The sequence below is a fragment of the Bacillus sp. WMMC1349 genome (assembly GCF_013155385.1).
GTDB lineage: Bacteria > Bacillota > Bacilli > Bacillales > Bacillaceae > Bacillus.
On record NZ_JABJUQ010000007.1, the window covers coordinates 389567 to 413321 of the forward strand.

Below are 23755 nucleotides of genomic sequence, written 5' to 3' on the forward strand. Positions count from 1 at the left end.
ATAGGTTGGTATGCAAGGAGGCGATAGCAGATGAAATTACGGTATTTACTGCTTTTGCTAATGATTTTTTCGTTTAGTTCCATTTTCATTGGTGTTAAGCAGTTGTCACCGCTCGATCTATTCCACCTTAATAAGAATGAGATGCAAATCTTATACATAAGTCGGATTCCACGGATGGTCAGCATTGTGCTTGCCGGAATGAGTCTCAGCATTTGCGGTCTTATCATGCAGCAGTTGACGCGCAATAAGTTCGTGTCTCCGACAACAGCTGGAACGATGGAATGGGCAAGGCTTGGTGTGATTATTGCTATATTGCTGTTCTCGTCTGCCAGCATTGTTGTAAAAATGCTATTTGCCTTTGCTTTTGCACTATTTGGAAGTTTTTTGTTTGTGAAAATATTGGAAAGAATCAAGTTTAAAGATACCGTGTTTATCCCTCTCGTCGGTTTAATGCTAGGGAGCGTTGTCAGTGCTATATCTACTTTTATTGCTTATCAGTATAACCTCATTCAAAATGTCAATGCATGGTTTGAAGGGAATTTCTCATTGATGATGCAAGGGAGATATGAGCTTTTATATCTGAGTATTCCGCTCGTTATCATTGCCTATCTATTTGCCAATCGATTTACTGTGGCTGGAATGGGAGAAAGCTTTTCTGTCAATTTGGGTTTACATTATCGGCGCGTGATAAATATTGGGCTAATCATTGTTGCTGTTATTTCATCAGTTGTCATTTTGACGGTTGGTATGCTTCCCTTTTTGGGTCTGATTATTCCCAACATTGTCTCCCTTTATCGAGGAGATCATTTGAAAAACAGCCTTCCCCATACAGCAATTCTTGGTGCAGTCTTTGTTCTGTTCTGTGATATGTTGGGGAGATTGGTCATTTATCCATATGAAATCTCGGTCGGTTTAATGGTCGGTATCATTGGAAGTGTCATTTTTCTTTACTTGCTTTTAAGGAGAAAAGCTTATGCAGCATAAACGGAAAATGCTCGTACTTTTCATCATAGCAGTCTTTGCGATCGGGTTGTTCCTGTTTTACGGTTTGCCTTCTGTTTGGGAATATGCATTGCCGCGGAGAATAACCAAGGTGTTAGCGATTATTGCGATTGGTACAGCCATTACGTATTCAACAATGATTTTCCAAACCATTACAAACAATAGAATTTTGACTCCAAGTATTCTTGGTTTGGATTCCCTTTATGTTCTTTTGCAGACTGCAGTAATTTATTTTTTCGGTGCTGCCAGTTTAGCTGATTTGGGAAAGAATGGAAATTTTCTATTGTCAACAGGATTAATGGTTTGCTTTTCATTTCTGTTATTTGTCTTGATGTTTCGCCGTGGAGGAAGGCATGTCTTCCTGCTTCTGCTTGTTGGCATCGTGTTTGGTACATTGTTCAGAAGTTTGTCTTCTTTTATGCAAATGCTGATTGATCCGAATGAATTTCAGGTAGTGCAAAGTAAAATGTTCGCTAGCTTCAACAATTTAAATACGGACATTTTAGGGCTTGCTTCCATTATGATACTAGTGATCCTTGCCTATGCATGGCGGTTTAACAGTTATTTTGATGTGATATCACTAGGCAGAGATCAAGCGATTAATCTTGGAATTGATTATGATCGTATCGTCAAGAAAATGCTGATTGTTGTCGCTCTACTTGTTTCTGTCTCAACCGCACTAGTTGGACCGATCACATTTCTAGGTTTGCTTGTTGTCAATGTGGTGCGGGAAGTGTTTAAGACATATAAGCACAGCATTCTCATTCCCGGAGCGGTTCTGTTTAGTATCATCACACTTGCCGGCGGTCAGTTTATTGTTGAAAGGCTGTTTGGCCTAACAGTGACTTTAGTTGTGATCATTGATTTTATTGGTGGGATTTATTTTATTTACCTGCTGTTAAAGGAGCGTAAATGATGATAGAAGTACAGCATGTTCATAAACAATATGGAGATCAAGTGGTTGCTTGTGATACATCATTAACAATACCAAAAGGCAAAATTACCTCTTTTATCGGACCGAATGGAGCAGGGAAAAGCACATTGCTTTCTATCATGAGCAGGCTGATAAAAATGGATTCGGGGAAAGTGTTAATTGATGGCAAGGAAATCGATGCGTATAAAAGCAATGATTTAGCAAAAAAAATTAGCATTTTGAAGCAGTCCAATCAAATCAACATTAGACTGACCGTCAGAGAGCTCGTCAGTTTTGGCCGGTTTCCTTATTCACAAGGGAGACTAACGAAAGCTGATTGGACATATGTTGATGAAGCGATCGATTATATGAAACTGAAAGACATTCAACATAAACATCTTGATCAATTGAGTGGAGGTCAATGCCAAAGGGCCTTTATTGCAATGGTCATTGCACAGGATACCGATTATATTTTGCTTGATGAACCATTAAACAACCTTGATATGAAGCATTCCGTAGATATTATGAAACTACTGAAAAACATAGTCGAAAAGCTGGATAAAACGATTGTGATTGTCATTCATGATATAAACTTTGCTTCCGTTTATTCTGATCGAATTGTCGCCTTTAAAAACGGTCAGATTGTCAAAGAAGGGGCGACAGAAGAAATCATTCAAACATCGGTGTTGAAAGAAGTTTTCGATATGAATATTCCGATTCAACAAATCGATGATCAAAAAATTTGTGTTTATTTTAAAGGATGAGGTGATTATTTTGAAAAAATTATCATTACTAATTATGACATTAATCGCAGTTCTCGTAATTGCTGCTTGTGGTAACAAAACATCGGATTCAAATGGAACTAAAAAAGGAGAAACGGTCACGATTAAACATGCCAGTGAGACAACAGATGTTCCAAAAAACCCGAAAAAAGTTGTCGTCTTGAACTATGGAATACTTGATACACTTGACAAATTAGGACTCAGTGACCGTGTCGTCGGGCTTCCAAAACAACCTCTACCAAATTATCTTAAAAAATATAATGATAAAAAATATGAAAGTATTGGCAGCCTGAAAGAAGTTGATTTTGAAAAAATTAAAGAACTTGATCCTGACTTGATTATTATTGAACCGAGACAGTCTGAGCAGTTTGAAGAATTTAAAGAAATTGCACCAACAATTAACATTCAAGTTGATCAGAAAAACTACATGGAAAGCTTTAAAGAGAACACCAAAAAAATCGGCAAAATTTTTGACAAAGAAGATGCAGTCAAAGACGCACTCGCAAAAATTGATGCTCAAGTCAAAAATGTAAATCAATTAGCGAAACAAAAAGGCGGAAAAGGACTTGTTGTTTTAACGAGCGATAAACAAATTAGCGCGTTTGGAAGTGGGTCAAGATTTGGTTTAGTTCATGATGTACTAGGTGTTGCACCAGCTGACAAAAATATCGAAGCTTCCCTTCATGGAAAAAGCGTAACTTCCGAGTATATTTCAGAAAAAAATCCGGATTACCTGTTTGTTATTGACCGGAGCGCAGCCATCGGTGAAAAAGGATCAGCTAAAGAAGTGATTGAAAATCAAATCGTCAAATCAACTAATGCTTATAAAAACGGGCATATCACATACCTTGACGCAGGTTACTGGTACTTATCAGGTGGCGGTCTTGAGTCTGTAGCAGAAATGACAAACGAAATTGAAAAGGGCTTGAAATAAGGAAAAACTCCCCTTAAGCTACATTAGCTTAAAGGGAGTTTTATTTGTTATGCAAGCTGTTTTTGTTTTTGCGGCTTCTTTTTCAGTGTGAATGAAAGGATAAAGCCAATCAGTGCCAAAATTGCCGCAACGATAAATGCGGAGTCTATTCCATGTGTCAATGCACTGAGCGGGTTTGTGGTACTGGCATTTTTTGCTGAACTGCTCATGACAGAGATTAAGACAGCAGTACCGATCGAGCCACCGACTTGGCGCATCGTATTGTTCATTGCAGTTCCATGTGGAATAAGGTGCGGTGGCAACGCATTAATACCAGCTGTTGTCAGCGGCATCATGATCATTGAAGTCCCGATCATTCGCACAGTGTATATCACGACGATAAATGGAAGTGGTGTATCCATATTCAAATCTGCAAACGGAATCGTTGTCAACAACAAGATCGCGAAACCGATAATGGCTAACCCTTTCCCGCCGATTTTATCAAAAACTCTGCCAATGATCGGCGACATAATTCCCATGGCAACTGCTCCTGGCAACAGCATCAGACCGGAGTCAAAAGCCGTAACATCTCTCACATTTTGTGTATACAACGGCAAAATTGTTTCCGTCCCGATCATTAAAGCAAAGACAATCATTCCAAGGAACGTGGTGATGCTGAATGTCCATGATTGAAAAACACGGAATTCGAGCATAGGTCTTTTAAGCGACATCTGTCTCATAATAAAGAAGAATAAAGAGATCGCTCCAATTAAAAAGGAAATCATGACGGTGTTACTTAGCCACCCGTCTGAACCAGCGCTGCTGAAGCCATATAATAATCCCCCAAAACCTAAGCTTGACAGGATGACTGAGAACACATCAAGCGATGTTTCTCTCAATTTCGTTACGTTTTTCATCAGTATTGTGACTAATAGTAAGTCGATAAGAGCAATTGGCAAAATAATATAAAATAACCATCTCCATGTGTAGCTATCAACAATCCAACCGGATAATGTCGGTCCAATTGCTGGTGCGAAAGCGATCACCAAACCAACCATTCCCATTGCTGACCCGCGTTTTTCAATTGGGAAAATCGTTAAAAAGATCGTTTGCATCAATGGCATCATAATTCCTGCACCTGCCGCCTGAATAATTCGTGCGGTTAAAAGAATTGGAAAATTAGGGGCTAATGCACCGACAATTGTTCCTGCTGTAAAGATCCCCATTGCTGTAATCACTAGTGTGCGGCTTGAAAATTTTTCGATTAAAAAAGCGCTTATCGGTATCAGGATACCGTTCGTCAGCATGAAGGCGGTTGTTAGCCATTGTCCCTTTGTTTCATCTATGTTTAAATCTGCCATGATGTGCGGCAGTGCAGTCACGAGAAGTGTCTGGTTCAAAATTGCAATAAAAGCTCCTAGTATGAGTAAACCGACAATCACTTTTCGATTATATGTGTCATGTTCAGTTTGTGGGTTCATTGTACATCCCCTCTTAATATGGTTTTCATTTGTGAAATCTCTTGTTGTAATTCTTTCATTTTCTCTAAATAATCAAGGAGAGCCTCAATTAAGAACATCCGAGGCTCTTCAGCAAACAATTCTTCTTCAAGTAAGGCAACTGTAGATAATAAATCTTTGTGATTTACATGTGAAGTGATCAAGCCTTTTATTTGCTGTAAATGACTAGCTAGCAGTTCTTCTTTTTGAGGATAGTGGGGTGTTATCGAACTGTTGTAGCTGGCAATCATCTCTTCATTTAATAAAGAATTATGACCGCTTGATTTCTCCACATACAAATCTAATACAGTTAAAATGAAGTGGGGAATGGCATCAATATCCGGTTTTGTTTTTTTGCCGGTCACTAAGAAATAAAATTCCCTCATCAGCCCATGGAAGATCATCACTAGGTCCCATATAAACGGCTTCACTTTATCTCCATACGCTTGAATGATCGAATCTTTGTGCCAACAGATGATCATTGACTTTGTCTGGCGAAGATGTTTTTTGAAGACTTTTGTGTTTGGAAATGAACCATCATCTGACATGAGATGAACCCATTGCCGGTTTTCTTTAAACTCCATGATTTCCAAAGCGATTTTTTTCGTTAGTTTTTCCCGCGGAGATAAGCTTGAATCAGCATTTATTTTTGCCCCCTTTTTTAACATTTCCTCTTTTCTGAAGTTGGTCAATGCTAGTAAAAGGTCCTCTTTTGATTGAAATAATTTATAAATGGAGGCTTTTGATATTTTGCACGCTTCAGCGATCGCCTGCATTGAAACGTTGTGATAACCTTTTTCGGTAAACAACTTTTTAGCAGCCTTGATAATAGCTAATTTTTTCTCGTTCATGCTAGTGTCCTTCTCTCAAAAAAGATAAAACTCATGAGTCACTAAAAAACCCAAGAGTTTTGATACGAGAATATTAGCAGATTGATTTGGTGTTAGTCAATGATTTTAGCTTATGATGACAAAAGAACGGGGCTGTCCTGAAAGTCGTGTGGCTGAATAAAAATGGGGGAATTTGCTCGCTTTCCGCGGGCGATCCGCGAGCCTCCTCGGAGCTCGTTCCTTGCTCCTCTTGGGTCTCGCCTGGCTCGCTGTTTCCGCAGGAGTCTCGCAATTCCCCCTGATTTATGTTGAAAAAGGACTTTTTAGACAGCTCCGAGAGATGAAGGTTATTTCAATTTAAATCCCTGTTTTTCAAGCATCATCCGAATGTCGGGATAGTAGACGCGGTTGTAATAAGAGGTAATCCCTTGTGACCAGTTTCTTAATTCCTGCCCATTTGTACGTTCTTTCATATATTCAGCTATTTCATCATCATATTCATCGATCTGTGCTTTTAAATCGCGTTGATATGTTTCATGATGGATGACCGCTTCTTGAGGCAAGCGTGGTTTTTTAGCAGAACGGTTTGCCGGATGTCCAATGACAAGTCCTGATACTGGAAATACATATTTCGGAATATCGAGCAGTTCGATGAGTTCCACAGCTTGACCGCGTACAGCCCCAATCGGTACGATGCCAAGTCCCATAGATTCAGCGGCTGTCATCGCATTTGCCAGGGCAATTCCGACGTCACAGGCTCCAACGAGGATGGATTCAATCCCATCTGTAATAGCGAGCTCTTCACCATTTTTCTCTAAAGCAATCTTTGCTCGATTGAAATCTGCGCAAAATAGAAGAAAGACAGGAGCCTCTTCAATCCAAGGTTGACCGCCGGCAAGTTCGGCGATTTTCTTTTTCCGTTCCTTCTCCTGAACAGTAATAACGGTAACTTGTTGACCATTAATCGAAGTCGGAGCAGCCTGTACAGATTGGATGATACTGTCAAGCTGTGTTTTACTTACCGGTTCATCCGTATAGCTGCGAATGGATCTGTGATCTGTTAATGTTTTTAAAACGTCATTCATATGTATGGATTCCTTTCTCAGTACGTATAATTTGAAGCGGTTCTGCCAAAGTGTCAGTTGATGAGCCAATAAAGGATTGAAAATGTTCTGTTTGTTGATGAGCTAAAAGTGCTTTTTCGTCTTCCCATTGTTCAAGCATGACAAAGTGATTTGGGTTTTCTGTATTTTCAAATAGCTGGTATTGCGTATTTCCCGTCTCTTTTCGTGAACTCTCGAGAAGGGTTTGAATTCCATTCAAAAAAGATTGACGTTTTTCCGGTTTGACATTCATATAAGCCTGCAAGATAATCATAAGTTTCTTCCTCCATTATGACCAATTGTTCGATGTTCATCGAACTGATTGAATCGTATCATTCACTAGAGTGATTTGGCAACCATTTTGCTTGCTAGAGAACAATTGTTTTCAAGTTAGGGTTATGATACATTTAACCCATGAAAACATATAAAATGACGTTAACTTCTATTTTACATGCTTTGAACGATCCGATCAGATTGGAAATTGTCAAATGTTTGTCAAAAACAACCGAAAAAACGTGCGGCGCATATTCCAATATTCATGTTGCAAAATCGACGTTGTCCCACCACTTCAAAGTACTAAGGGAAGCGGGCATTATTAAGGTGCGAATTGAAGGAAAGCATCACTATTATTCACTTTGTAAAGATGAGATCGAACGTCAATTTCCAGGGTTGCTGAAAGCCATTCTTCAGGTTGAAAAAGAGCGATGGTAACGAAATTTTTATTGAAATTCACGGATTTCTCACTTAAACATATAATTGGAAAACAGCAGGTTGATTTGCTATCCTCTTAAGACTACCTTTTATATCCGGGCACTTGCTCGGTGTAATTGAGTATTTGAGAAACAGGGGAGAGGATTTGAATTGACTAGTAGATTAGAAGTATTTAACCCAGCGACAGGAGAAAAAATTCGGTCTGTTCCCGAGCAATCCGCTCAGCAAGTCAAAGAATCCATCGAACGATCACATCGAGCGTTTCAACAATGGTCGAAAACCTCGGCAACACATCGAGCTTCATTGTTAAAAAAATGGTTCGATCTCATTGGCGAACATCAAAAGGAATTGGCGAAAATCATTACGCTTGAGAATGGAAAACCATATCAAGAAGCGCTTGGTGAAGTCACGTATGCGGCGGGGTATATCGAATGGTATGCAGAGGAAGCTAAGCGTGTTTATGGAAGGACAGTTCCTGCATCTGTTACAAATAAACGGATTATCGTCACACGTCAGGCTGTCGGTCCGGTTGCGGCAATTACGCCATGGAACTTTCCTGCGGCAATGATTACGAGGAAAGCGGCACCAGCTTTGGCAGCAGGCTGCACCTTTATCATAAAGCCTGCTCCTGATACACCACTGACCGCGCTTGAACTGGTACGCCTTGGACATGTTGCTGGTATTCCAGCAGATGTTTTACAGTGTGTCATTGGTGATGGAGAAGAGATAGGCTCTATTTTTACAAACCATCCTTTCATTCGCAAAATCACATTCACAGGATCTACACCAGTCGGTAAGCAATTGATGAAAAACAGTGCCTCTACGGTAAAGCATCTATCTATGGAGCTTGGCGGTCATGCGCCATTGATCGTTGATCAGGATGCTAATATTGATCTGGCAGTCAAACAGACAATGCTTTCTAAATTTAGAAATGCTGGACAAACTTGTGTATGTGCAAACCGGCTGATCGTCCATGAATCAATTAAAGATCGGTTTGCTGATCGACTCAATCAGGAAGTTGCTAAGTTAAAAGTAGGGAACGGTCTTGAAGAAGGTATTTCAGTCGGTCCCATTATTAATCAAAAGGGTTTCCAAAAAATCGTTGAGCAAATCAATGATGCGGTTGATAAGGGTGCAAATGTGTTGATCGGTGCGAAATATGATGTTGATGATGAAAAATCGTGTTATTTTGTTCATCCGACTGTCTTAACGAATGTCGATCTTTCAATGAAAATCATGCATGAGGAAACATTTGGTCCAGTTGCACCAATTATTACTTTTCAAACATTGGAAGAAGCCATTAAACTGGCTAATGATACTCCATACGGTTTAGCTGCTTATTTCTTTACGGAAAATTACCGCCGTGGCATTTATTTGTCAGAACAGCTTGATTATGGGATTGTCGGCTGGAATGATGGTGGACCGTCAACCGTACAGGCGCCATTTGGCGGGATGAAAGAAAGCGGAATTGGACGTGAAGGTGGACAGGAAGGAATAGAACCTTACTTAGAAACAAAATATTTGTCGATCGGATTGGATCAATAAGTGTGGAAAACACCTTCTGAATCACATAGATTCGGAAGGTGTTTTGATATTCTCGGGTAACCTTGGCTAGAGGTCAACCGCTTAATTATTTAATAGACGAGAAAGAATTCTTAGTATTCTTAGGACTTCTACATAGACCCAGACAATAGATATCATAAGTCCCAATGCAAAGTACCACTCCATATATTGAGGGAGTCCTTCATTTGCTCCATCATCGATCATCCGGAAATCAACGAGCAGATTACTTGCGGCAACAAATAGACAGAAAACACCAATTCCTAAGGTGATCCAGCTGCCTCCAAAGATCAAGCTTCCAGATGCAACATGTAACGACATTAACAGTAATTCAATGCAATAAAATAATGCAATTCCGATCGTTAGTCCAGTAATCAATTTCACAAAACCATTTGAAACTCGGAGGACTTTTGCTCTGTATAGAATGAACAAAGTGAAAAAAATTACAGCTGTAATGATGAATGCTTCAAGCATAAATTCGTTGAATAGTGTAAAGGAGCCTAGTACAATTCCTTCGGCGATGGCATAAATCGGTGCCAAAACAGGACTCCACTGCGGTTTAAAGCATGAAATGATAACGATTAAAAAGGCAATAAAGGCCATAATGCCAATCATAGGACCAAAAGTTAAATGATAAGTCGTCATATACCATGCAGTCCCTATGAAACTTAAAAACATAATAATGAATAATAAACCGGTCTTTTGCAAGGCCCCGCTTTGAGTCATTAGACCGTCATTTTCGACACCTATTTGATTTTCCCATCTATTTAGAGATAATGCTGGATTACTAGTCGTTCTATTTCTAATCAAAATACGTTTCCTACCTTTCACAATATGTAAATAGCTAATTTTAATTTCTGTCTATTTAAAACGATCCTCCTTCTAAATTTCCTGTCTAGACCATAGTCATTTTATAACAATAACTCATGTTATGCACCTGAAATCCGTTGAAATATCAAGAATAAGTAAAAGAGACTATGTCCTATTACCTATAAAAATTCAGACGATATGGATAAACATATCGTCTGAATCAAATATTATGATTTTTTTCTGCGAATCGTCACGATTAAGGCAATGCCTCCAAGCAGCACGGCAAGGATCGAAAGAATAAGAGAAGCGGTTTGAATCCCTTGATTTCCTGCGGATTCCTCTACTGGGCTTTCTTTTGTTGCTGCACCATGTTCATTTACCGTTTCCTGACCGAGTTTAGAAGCATTGACAATGTTTGTTAAAGCGTGCGGAGTATCGGCATTTTCGTCACCGGTCCATTCGACGATACTTCCGTCTTTGTAATATTGATAGGCATCCCAAGCCGCTTTTTGTTCTTTGTCAGGGTTTTTGGCAGTGAAAGTAAACTGTTGAAACTCGCCAGGTTTTATACCGCCGTTCTTTGCTTCCCAAGTCACTCTTATCACTTTTCCGTTTTTTCCTGTTTCTGAAATGACTTTCCAACCTTGAACTGGTTCATACTGCTGAAATTCAACACCTTTTGGCATACTGAGAACCACTTTTGTTGTTGCAATGTTTTTTTCAACAGGAACTTTCATTGTATACGTCTCCCATGAACCTGTCGCAGATTCTTTTGGTTTTATCGTAACATGGGCGCTGGCTGGTACGGTAAAAAGCAGAAATACAGCAATGATTGCACTTAAACAGATCGTTTTTTTCATTATGATCAATACTCCTTTTTGTTTGTTTTGACATTAAAAACAGTTTTGATTTCAGTAAATGATGCAGTTAAACCATGAACACGAATTTTCCAGAGACCTTCTTCATTCATGTTTAAATATTTTGAACGGAAGATTCCTTGTTTATTTTTGGCCAAGTTGAAGGTGCTTTCTTGTTTATCTCCGAAAAGGCTAGTTTTGCTGATTGTCAATTCGATTTTTTGAATATCTTTGCTGATTTCTCCATTACGGTTTCTGACCCTGACTTCAAACGTATTTGAGCCTGGTATGTTCGGGCTGATTCCAAGAGATAGTGTTTCCCCGTTTTCTAGCTGTTTCGTCTCGTTAAACGGCAGTGGAAGGGGCGCATGTGGACTAGGAATATTGGTAAAAACAGCTGTTGTCATTAGAATAAGGAGCCCAATCAACCATTCTGCTTTGATCGTTTCTGCTCGTACGTGTTTCGGTTTTTTTCTGAAACGGACATAGTGAAATGTCCCAAGCCCAATCATTAAACAGAAGAGTGCCAATTTGATCAGCAGAGCTTTTCCATAATAGGTCGTAAAAAGATTGTTTAATGTGTGAACGATAAAAAAGCTGTTAATGAAACCTGAGAATACAAGTAGTCCTGCTGAACACAATGCCCAAGGTGAAAAGCGACGAATCGCTTCCCAAATGTGGGACCTGTCTGATTTTACCCAGTCCTTTCCAAACAATAAAGCGATGACCGCCAATCCTCCCACCCAAACAGAGGCTGATCCTAAGTGAACAAAGTCCAGGATGATTGTCATCATCCTCGAACTTGTTGAAGCTGCATGACCAGAAAGCGATTTGACAAATAAGAGGCCAATAAGCGGGATGATGTTCAGCACATAACTTGTTTTCCATGTAAAAACAAAAAGGACAATGAGCAAGCCAATATTGATCATCCATAATGTTCCGCCTGTTGTGTACAGTAATGTTTCTTTTAGCAGATTCGGTTGAAAAGCTTCATTCCAAGCAACACCGGCATTTGCTTTTGTTTGAAGTGGAAGCTGAATGAGCAGACCTGCTCCAATCAGGACTAGAGCCATCTTCATCAGCCGTTGAATACGCCGCTTCATCTGTTGAGACAAGCCCATGATGGGGCGATACCAAACAAGCTGAAAGAGAATCAAACCCATCAAAAAAGAAAATCCTGTGTAAAGAAGTACACGTTCGATGATGGTGTCTGCTTTCGGAAGCTGATTTGCAGCCGTACTTTGCTCACCTTTTGGCAGACTGCCTTGAATTTTTCCAACACTAAAAGGGATTGTCCCTGAGACCGGATGTCCGTCAGCAGAAACAGCTCTCCATTCAGCCGAATAAATATCATCTTTTAAGTGTTGCTGGAGTTTTGTTTTCAACACTTTTGCGTTTTTCGGGTCAATTATGGTTTGTCCTTGATCAACGCGTTCACCTGAAGAATCTCTGACAATAATGGAATGAAATCCCTCCTGAATCACTTCGTTAAACTCAAGTTTGATCTCGGAAGGTGCTTTATTCAGTTCTTGATTTTCTAGAGGTGTTGAATTGACGATGTAAGCGTGTGCGAAAGCGGTTTTGGGAATAATAAAAAAACAAACAATCATCATGATCCAGAGCGTTGCTTTTTTTCTAACCATGTTATTCATTGTGACAGCAGCAGCTTTCTTTCATTTCCTTTTGAATCATCTGTGCAGCTTCGTCAAATGAGCAAATCATTCCGCCAAACCCTTTTTGAAACTTCTCAGCATCAGTAACTGAGGCGAAACAGAGTGCCTGCGGTTGGCAACAATTTAAGTGAAGCTCAGCATGAAGTAGAAAAACGGCCATTTTGGCGCTGATCGTTATGTCTAATAAAAAATCACGGCAAATGATTTGTGACACATTTTCTTTTAATTTTTCATAGCCAAGCATTGCACAGTGAGCACAGCAAAACTGTTCAATCTGGCTGTCCGTTTTGACGATTTGTACAGATAGCCTTTGACTGAGCGGTTTCCCGCAAATGAAACAGATCTGTCCTGACGTCTGTTTGGCGCGGTTAATCGTAATTCCGCCCGCTGTTTTGATCAGCTGTCCCTTTTCGATGAGCGGCTTAATATCGCGATACACCGTCATTTCTGATACATTTAGCCTTTTAGAAATAACGGAAATTTTGAGTGTTTCCTCTTCCTGAACCCATGTTAAAATTTGTTGCCTGCGTTTGATCGGTAACATTCTCCTCCCCCTTCATTCTGCATGTCCCTATATAAGATTAGTAGATAAATGGTAAAGATACAAGTGAAAAATGATAAAAAGTGTTAAAAAGTGTGATTTTTAACACCATCATAAAGCGGTAATTTGTTTGTAAGAAAATGTAACAAGTTTAAATCACTGTACGACTCAATATGAAATAATAAGGTTTAAGAGGGGATGGGAATATGGAGAAACAAAAGCTAATTTTAATAGGGAACGGTATGGCAGGAATTCGAGTGGTTGAAGAGATCTTAATGCATAATAAAGATCTATTTGATATCACTATAATTGGTCGTGAACCGCATCTTCACTACAATCGGATCTTATTGTCTTCTGTTTTACAAGGTGAAATGGAGTTGAACGATATTTTCGTGAACAGTCATAGCTGGTATATGGAGAACGGTATTCATCTTTATACAGGGGAAACGGCTGTTCAAATTGATATTGGGAGACAGACTATAACGACAGATGTAAATCGTGAGCTAACCTATGACAAATTAGTGATTGCTACAGGATCTTCCCCATTTGTTCCCCCAATTGTCGGCGTAGAAAAACAGGGGGTATATGGATTTCGGACGATTGAAGACTGTCAGATGTTGATCAATGCTGCTAGGCGTCGTGTTCGAAAAGCAACAGTTATTGGCGGCGGGGTTTTGGGACTTGAGGCAGCGGGAGGATTGGTGAACCTTGGGGTGAAGGTTGATGTCATTCACCAAGCCCCATATATCATGCAGAACCAACTGGATCACCAATCAGCAGCCATGCTTCAAGATGAGCTAGAACAACAGGGGATTCGTTTTCTGCTAGAAAAAGAGACGGAAGCTATATTGGGGGAATCCCGTGTCAAAGGTGTACGATTCAAAGATGGTACAGAGATTGACACTGATCTTGTTGTGCTAGCTGCCGGTGTGAGACCGAATATAGAACTAGCAAAAATGAGTGCCATCTCCGTAAACCGTGCGATTATTGTCGATGATAAGATGCAGACAAATGTTAACGGGATTTATGCAGTTGGAGAATGTGCAGAACATCGCGGAGTCGTCTATGGGCTTATCAACCCCATATATGAGCAAGCAGAAGTGTTGGCAAAACAAATTTGCGGATTGCCATCTGATGATTACAAAGGTTCTCTTCAATCGACTGTGCTGAAAATTGCCGGAATTGATGTTTTTTCAGCAGGTAAGGTGATGGAGGATGACACGACAATGGCAATCAAACTTGTTGATGAGTCAGCTAAAATATATAAAAAAGCCATTTTTCAAGCTGATCGATTAGTTGGTGTGATCTTATATGGGGAGACAAACAGCAAACAAAAACTGTTAGAAAGTATGGTCAAACAAAGGGATATTTCAATAGTGAAAAAAGAACTTTTGCAATTAGATGAAGAAAGTCCAGTCGCTTCAATGGCGGTTGAAGCGACGGTTTGTCAATGCAATGGGGTATCAAAAGGCATGATAATTGAAGCGGTGCAAACGTATCGTTTAGAAACAGTTGAAGATGTAAAGCATTGTACAAAGGCATCTGGCTCATGCGGTGGCTGCAAATTGTTGATTGAGGAGTTGTTGGTCGATATAGCGGATCAAGAATATCAAACATCATCTAAATCATTCTGTTCCTGCACGACATTACAGGAAGACGAAGTTGTCAACGAAATACAGATGAAAAATCTGACTTCTGTTGAGGATGTCATCACAGCATTGCACTGGAAAAATCGCGATGGATGCTCTATTTGTCGACCTGCGATTGATTATTATGTGACGATGATTCACGCTGGTTTTAGTAGGAAAATGGGAGAAGTCGATGAGGAACATCGTTTATGTACAATTGTTCCGCAAATGTACGGGGGAATAACAAATGCTTCCGAACTAAAACGAATGAGCACAGTCATTGAAAAATATCAAATTCCTCAAGTGTTTATTACAAATGATCAAAGAATCATGTTGGCGGGGATAGACAAAGAAAATCTCACAAATATAAAAGAAGAATTAGAAATACCGATTTGTTTATTACAAAAACAGGTGATCGGCTCAATCAAAACGTGTTCATGCAGGCAACCAGATGTGATGCTCGAATTTGCCGCTGAGCTTGAGAAGGTGATCGAGAGGCTTTTACTGCCGGCACAAGTATCGATCGGAATTTCCAGTTGTTTGAATGATTGTATTCATGCTTCTTTACAGGACATTGGTGTGATCCAGTCAATCAGCGGTTTTGACATATTTGTTGGCGGAAAAGGCGGACCGAACCCTTGTGCCGGAGAGCTGCTCGTTGTAGCACATACATTAGCGGAGGCAGGAGAGTTTCTGAAAGGTTTTCTCCAGTACTATCGCGAATCGGCAAATTATCGCGAACAAATCAGACAATGGATTAGACGCATTGGTCTCATTCATATTCGAGAAATATTATTTGATCATGGGCTACGCAGTCAACTGCAAAAACAACTTGAAAACGCGAAACATCTGGAAAGGGTTGAGTTGATGTGACCAAACCATTATCAAAATATTTCCAACAACAAACACAAGTACAGTCAGAAAAAATATATGATACACAGTGCCCGTTTTGCAGTATGCAATGTCAAATGCAGTTGATTGAACAAACAATGCACACAAACAAACAATATACAGCTAGAGGAATTGATCATGTAACAACAAAAGGTCGTTTATGTCTAAAAGGAATGAATGCCCACCAACATGTCTTTCATTCGGAACGTCTGACCCATCCGCTGATGAAAAGAAACGGCACATTTGTCCGCGTATCTTGGGAAGAAGCACTTCAATATATAGGAGAGCAAGTAACAAGCATTCAACATCAAAGCGGGCATGATGCCTTAGGTGTTTATGGAAGTGCATCATTAACAAATGAAGAAGCTTATCTGCTTGGAAAATTCGCCCGTGTTGCCTTAAAGACGAAGCACATTGACTATAATGGCCGGTATTGTATGTCAGCGGCAGCGACCGCTGCAACTCAAACTTTTGGTATGGACCGTGGTTTTACAAACACACTTTCAGAGATTCCGCATACAAGGGTCATGATTCTTGCGGGAACGAATATTGCTGAATGTCAGCCGACGATGATGCCGTACTTTAAAGAAGCAAAAGAAAACGGTGCATTTATTATTGTCATTGACCCTAGGCAAACATTGACTGCTCAGATGGCTGACCTGCATCTTCAGGTGAAGCCGGGAACAGATGCTATGCTAGCAAACGGTATACTGAAGATCATCATTGAAGAACGGCTGACAAATGATTCATTTATCGAGAGGCGGGTGTCTGGATTTGAAGCTGTTAAACACTACGTGACTTCTTTAGATCTTAGAGAAATATCAAAAAAGACAGGTGTGCCGATCGAACAAATCCGAAAAACAGCTATAAAATTTGCACAGGAAGAAACAGGCATGATATTTACAGCAAGAGGGGTCGAACAACAAACAGATGGGGTGGCAACCGTCAAAAATTTACTGAATATTCTAATATCAGTAGGGAAAGTTGGAAAGTATGGTTGTGGATATGCTGCGATCACTGGTCAAGGGAATGGGCAAGGGGCAAGAGAACACGGGCAAAAAGCAGACCAGTTACCAGGATATCGTTCAATTGAAAATGAAGCAGACCGTTCCTTTATAGCAAATGTCTGGAATATTAAAAAAGAAGAATTACCGAGAAAGGGTGTTTCTGCTTATGAAATGATTAAGAAAATTGACAAACAACAGATCACAGGCATGTTGACATTTTGTTCAAATCCTGTTGTCTCAAGTCCAAATGCCAACTTTGTCAAGAACGCTTTAAGGAAATTAAAGTTTTTCGCTGTTGTAGATTTGTTTGTTTCGGAGACTGCAAAACTGGCCGATGTGATTTTACCAGCATCATCTTTTCTTGAAGATGAAGGAACAATGACAAATGTAGAAGGCAGAGTGACTTTAAGGGAGGCAGCAAAACCTTGTCCAGGTGAGGTGAAGCATGACTGGCAAATTATTTGTGACATTGCAGCTGTACTTGGAAAAAGCCAGTTTTTCTCCTATCAATCAGCAGAAGACATTTTTAATGAACTTAGAAGAGCGAGTCAAGGGGGAACGGCCGATTATTTTGGCATCACTTATGAGCGCCTTCGACAGGGAGATGGCATTTTATGGCCTTGCCCGAAACCTGGTCATTCTGGAACAAAGCGTTTGTTTGAAACAGAGTTTGCTCATCCAGACAAAAAAGCGAAAATGTTTGTCATTCCTAATGAACCGATTGTTCAAAAAGAGCAACCAACAGAACAATACCCGTTGTTTTTAACAACAGGGAGGGTGATGTCACACTATTTAACAGGTGTGCAGACAAGGAAGAGTCCTGCGCTTTTAGCCAGACATGTTGAATCATTTATGGAGATCCACCCAAAAACAGCTGAGAAGTATAAAATTGAAGATCGTGTTTTGGTGAAAATCGAATCAAAAAGAGGCAGCATCATCGTCAGAAGTGTGCTGTCTGAAGCGATTAGACCAGATACCGTTTTTGTACCTATGCATTGGTCAGGTATACAAAATGTGAATCATTTGGTTGCTGATGATTTAGATCCGTCTTCTAAGATGCCCAGTTTTAAAGTTTGTGCTGTCCGTATCCAGCCTATTCTTGACAATCATGTGAATGAATTGTCATAAAAAGTCACAGAAAGTTTACAAAATTAAATTTAATTTGTGATAATTTTAAACATGTATAGGAAATACATCTTTTAAGTATAGTGTTGTTTTTTGAGAAGGGGAGGATGATCGTGGAAAAAAAACAGTTAGTCCTTGTTGGGAATGGGATGGCTGGGGTTAGGGCCATCGAAGAAATTCTTAAAGTGTCAAACGATCAATTTCAAATTACAATTTTCGGAAATGAACCATATCCGAATTATAATCGAATTATGCTTTCTAAAGTATTGCAAGGAGATACAAAAATTCATGACATTACATTAAATGATTGGGATTGGTATGAAGAAAACGGTATTCAACTGTATACAGGTGAAGCCGTTATCAAAGTTGATCCTACACAAAAGACTGTTGTGACTGATTCAGGAAGGGTTCAGCCATATGATGAACTGATTTTGGCGACAGGTTCTCTTCCATTCATCTTGCCACTGCCAGGAGCGGATAAACAAGGTGTCACAGGTTTTCGAGATATAAAAGATACAGATGTGATGTTAGAAGCTTCGAAAACGTATCAAAAAGCAGCTGTCATTGGCGGCGGATTGCTAGGGCTTGAAGCTGCACGGGGGCTACTTAATCTCGGTATGGATGTCACCGTTATTCATCTTGAACCATACTTAATGGAGCGGCAACTTGATCCAACAGCAGGTCGCCTATTGCAAAACGAATTAGAAAAACAAGGGATGAAGTTTTTACTTGAAAAACAAACCGAAGAAATTTACGGTGATCAGCGGGTAGAAGGATTAAAATTTAAAGATGGTTCAACACTTCAAACCGATTTAGTTGTCATGGCGGTCGGTATAAAACCGAACGTTCAGCTTGGGAAAGACTGCGGGATCCCTGTTGGCAGAGGGCTTATTGTTGATGATTATATGCAAACAGAAATCCCTAACATTTATGCTGTCGGTGAGTGTGCAGAACATCGAGGTATTGCTTACGGGCTTGTTGCACCACTTTATGAACAGGCAAAAGTGCTTGCCAAGAAAATTTGCGGTGTTGATACAGTGCCATATGAAGGTTCTATTACAGCTACACAATTAAAGGTTTCCGGAGTCGAGGTTTTTTCTGCCGGCGACTTTATAGAAGCAGATGCTGAAGACAAAAAAGCGATTAAAGTGTTTGATGAACAAGAAGGTATCTATAAAAAGATTGTTTTGTGCGGCAATCAAGTGGTCGGAGCCGTTTTATTCGGTGATACCAGCGAAGGTAACCGGCTGTTTTCGATGATCCAAAAAGGATCTGATATTTCCGAAACTTCCAAAGTTTCTATTTTGCAACCGTTGAATCAGGAACATGGAACAAGTGTTACTGCAGCCATGAGTGATGAAGAAATTGTTTGTGGTTGTAATGGTGTTTCCAAAGGAATGATCATCGAGGCGATCAAAAATCAAGGCTGTTCATCAGTTGATGACATTAAAGCTTGTACAGGGGCATCTCGTTCTTGCGGAGGCTGTAAACCACTCGTGGCAGAGATTCTTCAACACACACTCGGTTCTGGGTTTGATGCATCTGTGCAAAAAGAAGCAATTTGCAGCTGTACCGATCTTTCGCGAGAAGAAGTCATCGCAGAAATAAAGGCAAAAGGGCTGACCCATACGAGAGAAGTCATGAATGTCCTCGGCTGGAAAACGGCAGAAGGGTGTTCCAAATGTCGTCCAGCACTGAACTATTATCTGGGAATGATTAATCCGACTGAATATGAGGATGAACGAGCATCGCGATTTGTCAATGAAAGGATGCATGCCAACATTCAAAAAGACGGTACATACTCTGTCGTTCCACGGATGTATGGTGGTGTTACGAATGCCAAAGATTTGCGCCGAATTGCTGATGTCGTCGATAAATATGAGATTCCTTTGGTGAAAATGACGGGGGGACAGAGAATTGATCTGATCGGTGTCAAAAAAGAAGACCTGCCAAAAGTTTGGGAAGATCTTGATATGCCGTCCGGCTTTGCATATGGAAAAACGGTCAGAACCGTAAAAACCTGTGTAGGTGAGCAATTCTGCCGCTTTGGCACCCAAGATTCAATGGCTCTTGGCATTGCATTGGAGAAAAAATTTGAAGGGCTTTCTGCACCTCATAAAATTAAAATGGCGGTGTCGGCATGTCCTAGAAACTGTGCTGAGTCTGGTATAAAAGATGTCGGAGTTGTTGGTATTGATGGAGGCTGGGAAATTTATGTCGGTGGAAATGGCGGAACCCATTTGCGGGCTGGAGATTTGTTAATGAAAGTCAAAACAGCCGAAGAAGTCATCGAGATTACAGGTGCTTATCTTCAGTATTATAGAGAAACAGCCAATTATTTAGAACGGACATCGGCATGGATCGAACGGGTTGGTCTGTCCCATGTTCAATCAGTATTAAGTGATGAAACAAACCGGAAAGAGCTGAATGACCGTATGAATGAAGCATTGTCTGTCTATCAAGACCCATGGAAGAACTTTTTGGAGGACAAAAAAACAGCAAAACAATTGTTTCATCATGTTGTCACAGCTTCATCACGTTGAAAAGGAGGCATTCGGATGGTGAATAAAAACATAACAAAAGTATTTATTGCAAAACTGAGTGAACTACCGGAACAGTTGGGGAAAACGGTTTTTATCGATGACAAAGAGATCGCCGTTTTTAAACTATCAAATGGCAGTGTCCGTGCCGTCGAAAATCGTTGTCCTCATAAAGGAGGCGTTCTTGCTGAAGGAATGGTCAGCGGTGAATTTGTATTTTGCCCAATGCATGATTGGAAGATCAGTCTGAAAGATGGTAGAGTTCAAGAACCAGACACAGGCTGTATTCAAACCTTTGAAACTGTAATCGAAGGAGAAGACTTGTTTATTATATATGAAAGAGATTAATCGGTAGATGGAAGGATGACCGTTGATGGGGAATGGGAAAGTATATTTTGTCGGAGCAGGACCGGGAGATATGAGGCTTATGACATTAAAGGGAAAAGCGTTGCTTGAAAAAGCAGATGTCATCATGTATGACAGACTTGTTAACCCCCGTCTGTTAGAATATGCAAAAGCAACATGTGAATTCATCTACTGCGGAAAACTTCCGACCCGACATTATATGAAACAGACTGAAATCCATGCATTGCTGATTGAGAAGGCTGGAAAAGGTCTTCAGGTTGTACGGCTCAAAGGGGGAGATCCCAGTGTATTCGGCAGAGTTGGAGAAGAAGCGGATGCCATCAGTGAACATGGTATCCCATATGAAATGGTACCCGGCATTACGTCTGGAATCGCAGCACCACTGTATGCCGGTTTACCTGTAACCCATCGAGATTTTGCGTCATCTTTTGCTGTTATGACCGCACATGATCAAGCAGGTAAACCTGCTTTGGATTGGGAAGGTCTTGGTAGAAGTGTGCAAACCCTTGTTTTTTATATGGGCATCAAAAATGTGGCTTATATATGTGAGAACTTGATCAAACACGGAAAATCTCCTTCTCTTCCCGTTATGGTGATCCAATGGGGGACTTGGGGACGGCAGCGAAGCATTAAGGGGACACTTGAAAATATTCAGCGAAAACTAAATGAGCACGAAATCAAAAACCCCGCCATTATTGTTGTCGGTGATATTGTTTCATTTCAGCGCAACAGCTGGTTTGAAAAAAAACCTTTAATTGGACGGAATATCATGGCGATCCAAAGTGGGGAAGAGGACTTACCGATAGATGTTTTGCGTGAACAAGGTGCAGAAGTGATTGAATGGCCAAAATGGAAAATGACTGAAGCGACCATGGATCATTTGGATGTAGATGAACTTGCTGTTTTTGACAGTTTGTTGTTCACCTCAAAAACAGCAGTGCAACAGTTTTTTAGCAATCTTGCAGTCTTGAAAATCGATGTTAGACAAATAAGAGGACAGTTTTATGCTTCAACTCCATCGATTAAAGTAGCTTTAGAAGAGCGCGGATTTGCAGCATTTTTACACCAAGGTCAATTAAATCTAGAAACATGTTTAACTGTCGGTAGTCGAGATGCAGTTCAATCCTATTCAATGTGTCAAGCGTTGATCACACACGAGCAAATGATAGATGATCGCTTTACAGAGATTGTTAAACGAGAGGTTGCAGAGTTTCCCGTTGATATCCTTCTTTTTTCAAATCGAACATGTGTCGAACTTTTCATACAAGAAGCGGAAAGCATCGGTATGACTATTGATAAAACAACAGCAAATACCCATGCGATTTGTCTTAGTGAAGACGCAAAAGAAGCAGCAATTGAATTTGGGTTTAAGCTCATTCATGTGTCAAGCGGGGATATGCAACTTGCGGATGATATAAAGAAGCTTTAAGATGGAGGGTGTCCAAAAAGTCTAAACTTTGCGGAGGCCCTTTTCGTATGTTTACAATGGGATTATATGATAGACCAGCTAAAAGAAAGAGTTTCAAATCGATGTTGACGACTCGAAAGTGTTTGAGTAGACGAGATATAATGGAATCAATTTTAAGGAGATTATATGGAACAAAATAAATTAGTGATCATGAATGAAAAGTTTAAAAAAGAGGGATCAGAAGAGGAAATTGAAGGGTTAACAATTATGGTTGACGGGATCATGAAACAAGTTTTTGATATCATCAAATTTAATAAAAATTATGATACATATACTGAAGTATTACGTGATGTAATATTTGCAGGAGTAAAGACAATTGTACATGATGATCGAAAATAACATGATGTTAGACAAGATCGAAAAAACTTTGGGAAGAGGCAATGAACCCAGAGTTTTTTTTGTGGCTATTGCAAATATTGAACGACCATGAAAACTAAGCAGGTGAAGAGATGAACAATTACAATTTTCTATTAAAGTATATTGTGAATGAAGACAATACTAAAAATATGAAACATCAGTTTTATCCTTTGAAGAAAGAGGAAATAAAAAATGCTGAGGAGCGAATGGGATTAAGGTTTCCAAATGAATTAAGAAACTTTTACATAACAATTGGTTATGGATTTATGCATAGGGATCTTGAATATCAATTTAACAGACTTATCGATCCACATAGTGTAGTTGATATCAGATTAAGAGATGATTTCTATGAATATGATCCTGATTTAGAATTGTATGAAGATGACGCGAAATTAGTCTTTTTCGAAATAGTAGAAGGGTTCTATTTATCGATTGATTTTAAAGAACAATCCGGAAAAAATGCAGTTTATTTTGTTGATACACTTATCTGTGATTCGTTTGCCGAGTTTTTAATGAGGTATGACCAAAATGCCGAATTTTACCACGATTTGTTAGAGTCATAACGTCAGAAGGGAGAAACTCAAGCAGTGATGAATGATTGAAATTTCAATAATGAAACCAACTAAAAAGGAGAATTGCATGATCAACATAGCAAAATTGATGAATCCTCAAGCCATTATGAATTTATTTGGTCATATGCCACATTTTATTGATTCACATTTAATGGATGTAGAACTTAAGAGAGATGGTCCTTGTATATTTATTCGATTAATGACAAGAGAAACTGTTGAAAATAAACCTAAACGTTGGGATGAATGGGATGTTGTTTATATCGACATATCCTTTATCGGAGTGCGTGATTTAGTTATAAAAGGTCTGGGTATAAATAATATGATCAGCCAGTTTGAAATAACTGAAAGATTAAAGATGACATGCAGTAACCAAATGCAAATTGAATGCCAGTTTGATTGGGCAAGAATTGAAAAAATTACCCCTGGTTTAATAGGGTCTGTATAATATTAATTTTGTGCAGATTCAATAGCCATTTTTCTATGCAAGAAAAGCCAAATATTGTTTTTTATAATAACATATGGAGGACATCTCATGGATTTGAGACAATACTTTTCGTGTAAAAAAGTTAAGTTTTCATAGTTGTTGTGCCTGTTATGACATGAAGTT

Annotated in this window: 22 protein-coding genes; 14 read left to right on the forward strand and 8 right to left on the reverse strand. The window is 39.6% G+C overall.

Features of this window, described 5'->3' with window-relative positions:
- Positions 1 to 30: 30 nt before the first annotated feature.
- The 4 genes from HOO54_RS04500 to HOO54_RS04515 are packed head-to-tail and all read left to right on the forward strand — an operon-like array spanning position 31 to position 3631.
- The gene (locus HOO54_RS04500; RefSeq protein WP_172292952.1) at positions 31 to 984 is read left to right on the forward strand and encodes an ABC transporter permease; all 954 of its coding nucleotides are present in this window, start codon (positions 31 to 33) and stop codon (positions 982 to 984) included.
- Positions 974 to 1918: an iron chelate uptake ABC transporter family permease subunit gene (locus HOO54_RS04505; protein ID WP_172292954.1), complete on the forward strand. Its 945-nt coding sequence runs from the start codon at positions 974 to 976 to the stop codon at positions 1916 to 1918. Before HOO54_RS04500 ends, HOO54_RS04505 begins: the two co-directional genes overlap by 11 nt.
- Positions 1918 to 2679 carry an iron ABC transporter ATP-binding protein gene (locus tag HOO54_RS04510; RefSeq protein ID WP_172292956.1) on the forward strand — a complete coding sequence of 254 codons (762 nt, stop codon included), beginning with the start codon at positions 1918 to 1920 and terminating at the stop codon, positions 2677 to 2679. The genes HOO54_RS04505 and HOO54_RS04510 overlap by 1 nt, the downstream gene beginning before the upstream one ends.
- 10 nt (positions 2680 to 2689) lie before the next feature.
- The gene (locus HOO54_RS04515) at positions 2690 to 3631 is read left to right on the forward strand and encodes a siderophore ABC transporter substrate-binding protein (RefSeq protein WP_172292958.1); all 942 of its coding nucleotides are present in this window, start codon (positions 2690 to 2692) and stop codon (positions 3629 to 3631) included.
- A gap of 47 nt (positions 3632 to 3678) precedes the next feature.
- Here the strand turns inward: HOO54_RS04515 and HOO54_RS04520 are convergent, their stop codons facing one another.
- From HOO54_RS04520 to HOO54_RS04535, 4 genes are all read right to left on the reverse strand, one after another.
- A complete protein-coding gene (locus tag HOO54_RS04520) occupies positions 3679 to 5091 on the reverse strand; it encodes an MDR family MFS transporter (protein WP_172292960.1) in 1413 nt (470 codons plus the stop codon).
- Positions 5088 to 5960, reverse strand: coding sequence for a TetR/AcrR family transcriptional regulator (locus HOO54_RS04525; RefSeq protein WP_172292962.1), 873 nt, complete (start codon positions 5958 to 5960; stop codon positions 5088 to 5090). The genes HOO54_RS04520 and HOO54_RS04525 overlap by 4 nt, the downstream gene beginning before the upstream one ends.
- A 326-nt stretch (positions 5961 to 6286) precedes the next feature.
- A complete protein-coding gene (locus HOO54_RS04530) occupies positions 6287 to 7024 on the reverse strand; it encodes an NADPH-dependent oxidoreductase (RefSeq protein ID WP_172292964.1) in 738 nt (245 codons plus the stop codon).
- Positions 7017 to 7316, reverse strand: a complete 300-nt coding sequence (locus tag HOO54_RS04535) for a putative quinol monooxygenase (RefSeq protein WP_172292966.1) — start codon at positions 7314 to 7316, stop codon at positions 7017 to 7019. The genes HOO54_RS04530 and HOO54_RS04535 overlap by 8 nt, the downstream gene beginning before the upstream one ends.
- A gap of 140 nt (positions 7317 to 7456) precedes the next feature.
- Between HOO54_RS04535 and HOO54_RS04540 the strand changes: the two genes are divergently transcribed.
- Both HOO54_RS04540 and HOO54_RS04545 read left to right on the forward strand, forming a co-directional pair.
- Positions 7457 to 7753, forward strand: a complete 297-nt coding sequence (locus HOO54_RS04540; protein ID WP_253907615.1) for an ArsR/SmtB family transcription factor — start codon at positions 7457 to 7459, stop codon at positions 7751 to 7753.
- 150 nt (positions 7754 to 7903) lie between these two features.
- Positions 7904 to 9298: an NAD-dependent succinate-semialdehyde dehydrogenase gene (locus tag HOO54_RS04545; protein ID WP_172292968.1), complete on the forward strand. Its 1395-nt coding sequence runs from the start codon at positions 7904 to 7906 to the stop codon at positions 9296 to 9298.
- Between the two features lie 81 nt (positions 9299 to 9379).
- Here the strand turns inward: HOO54_RS04545 and HOO54_RS04550 are convergent, their stop codons facing one another.
- The 4 genes from HOO54_RS04550 to HOO54_RS04565 all read right to left on the reverse strand — a co-directional run bounded on the left by HOO54_RS04550 (position 9380) and on the right by HOO54_RS04565 (position 13197).
- Positions 9380 to 10123 (reverse strand): Bax inhibitor-1/YccA family protein, encoded by a 744-nt coding sequence (locus tag HOO54_RS04550; protein WP_172292970.1) that lies wholly within the window; start codon positions 10121 to 10123, stop codon positions 9380 to 9382.
- A gap of 227 nt (positions 10124 to 10350) precedes the next feature.
- Positions 10351 to 10986 (reverse strand): YcnI family copper-binding membrane protein, encoded by a 636-nt coding sequence (locus HOO54_RS04555; RefSeq protein ID WP_172299348.1) that lies wholly within the window; start codon positions 10984 to 10986, stop codon positions 10351 to 10353.
- A 2-nt stretch (positions 10987 to 10988) separates the two neighbouring features.
- On the reverse strand, positions 10989 to 12632 hold the full coding sequence (locus HOO54_RS04560) for a copper resistance CopC/CopD family protein (RefSeq protein WP_172292972.1): 1644 nt from the start codon (positions 12630 to 12632) through the stop codon (positions 10989 to 10991).
- Positions 12625 to 13197, reverse strand: a complete 573-nt coding sequence (locus tag HOO54_RS04565) for a DeoR family transcriptional regulator (RefSeq protein WP_172292974.1) — start codon at positions 13195 to 13197, stop codon at positions 12625 to 12627. The genes HOO54_RS04560 and HOO54_RS04565 overlap by 8 nt, the downstream gene beginning before the upstream one ends.
- Positions 13198 to 13400: 203 nt before the next feature.
- Here HOO54_RS04565 and nirB (HOO54_RS04570) point away from each other — a divergent pair, with 203 nt between their 5' ends.
- The 8 genes from nirB (HOO54_RS04570) (at position 13401) to HOO54_RS04605 (ending at position 23593) form a co-directional block, all read left to right on the forward strand.
- Positions 13401 to 15695, forward strand: a complete 2295-nt coding sequence (nirB, locus tag HOO54_RS04570; RefSeq protein ID WP_172292976.1) for a nitrite reductase large subunit NirB — start codon at positions 13401 to 13403, stop codon at positions 15693 to 15695.
- Positions 15692 to 17848 (forward strand): assimilatory nitrate reductase catalytic subunit NasC, encoded by a 2157-nt coding sequence (nasC, locus tag HOO54_RS04575; RefSeq protein WP_172292978.1) that lies wholly within the window; start codon positions 15692 to 15694, stop codon positions 17846 to 17848. The genes nirB (HOO54_RS04570) and nasC overlap by 4 nt, the downstream gene beginning before the upstream one ends.
- A gap of 110 nt (positions 17849 to 17958) precedes the next feature.
- Positions 17959 to 20388, forward strand: a complete 2430-nt coding sequence (gene nirB / locus HOO54_RS04580; protein ID WP_172292980.1) for a nitrite reductase large subunit NirB — start codon at positions 17959 to 17961, stop codon at positions 20386 to 20388.
- 15 nt (positions 20389 to 20403) lie between these two features.
- Positions 20404 to 20733: a nitrite reductase small subunit NirD gene (nirD, locus tag HOO54_RS04585; protein WP_172292982.1), complete on the forward strand. Its 330-nt coding sequence runs from the start codon at positions 20404 to 20406 to the stop codon at positions 20731 to 20733.
- A gap of 25 nt (positions 20734 to 20758) precedes the next feature.
- Positions 20759 to 22180 carry a uroporphyrinogen-III C-methyltransferase gene (cobA, locus tag HOO54_RS04590; protein WP_172292984.1) on the forward strand — a complete coding sequence of 474 codons (1422 nt, stop codon included), beginning with the start codon at positions 20759 to 20761 and terminating at the stop codon, positions 22178 to 22180.
- 165 nt (positions 22181 to 22345) lie between these two features.
- On the forward strand, positions 22346 to 22558 hold the full coding sequence (locus HOO54_RS04595) for a hypothetical protein (protein ID WP_172292986.1): 213 nt from the start codon (positions 22346 to 22348) through the stop codon (positions 22556 to 22558).
- Positions 22559 to 22668: 110 nt separating this feature from the next.
- Positions 22669 to 23139: an SMI1/KNR4 family protein gene (locus tag HOO54_RS04600; protein WP_172292988.1), complete on the forward strand. Its 471-nt coding sequence runs from the start codon at positions 22669 to 22671 to the stop codon at positions 23137 to 23139.
- 76 nt (positions 23140 to 23215) lie between these two features.
- Positions 23216 to 23593 carry an Imm50 family immunity protein gene (locus tag HOO54_RS04605; RefSeq protein WP_172292990.1) on the forward strand — a complete coding sequence of 126 codons (378 nt, stop codon included), beginning with the start codon at positions 23216 to 23218 and terminating at the stop codon, positions 23591 to 23593.
- Positions 23594 to 23755 lie beyond the last annotated feature (162 nt).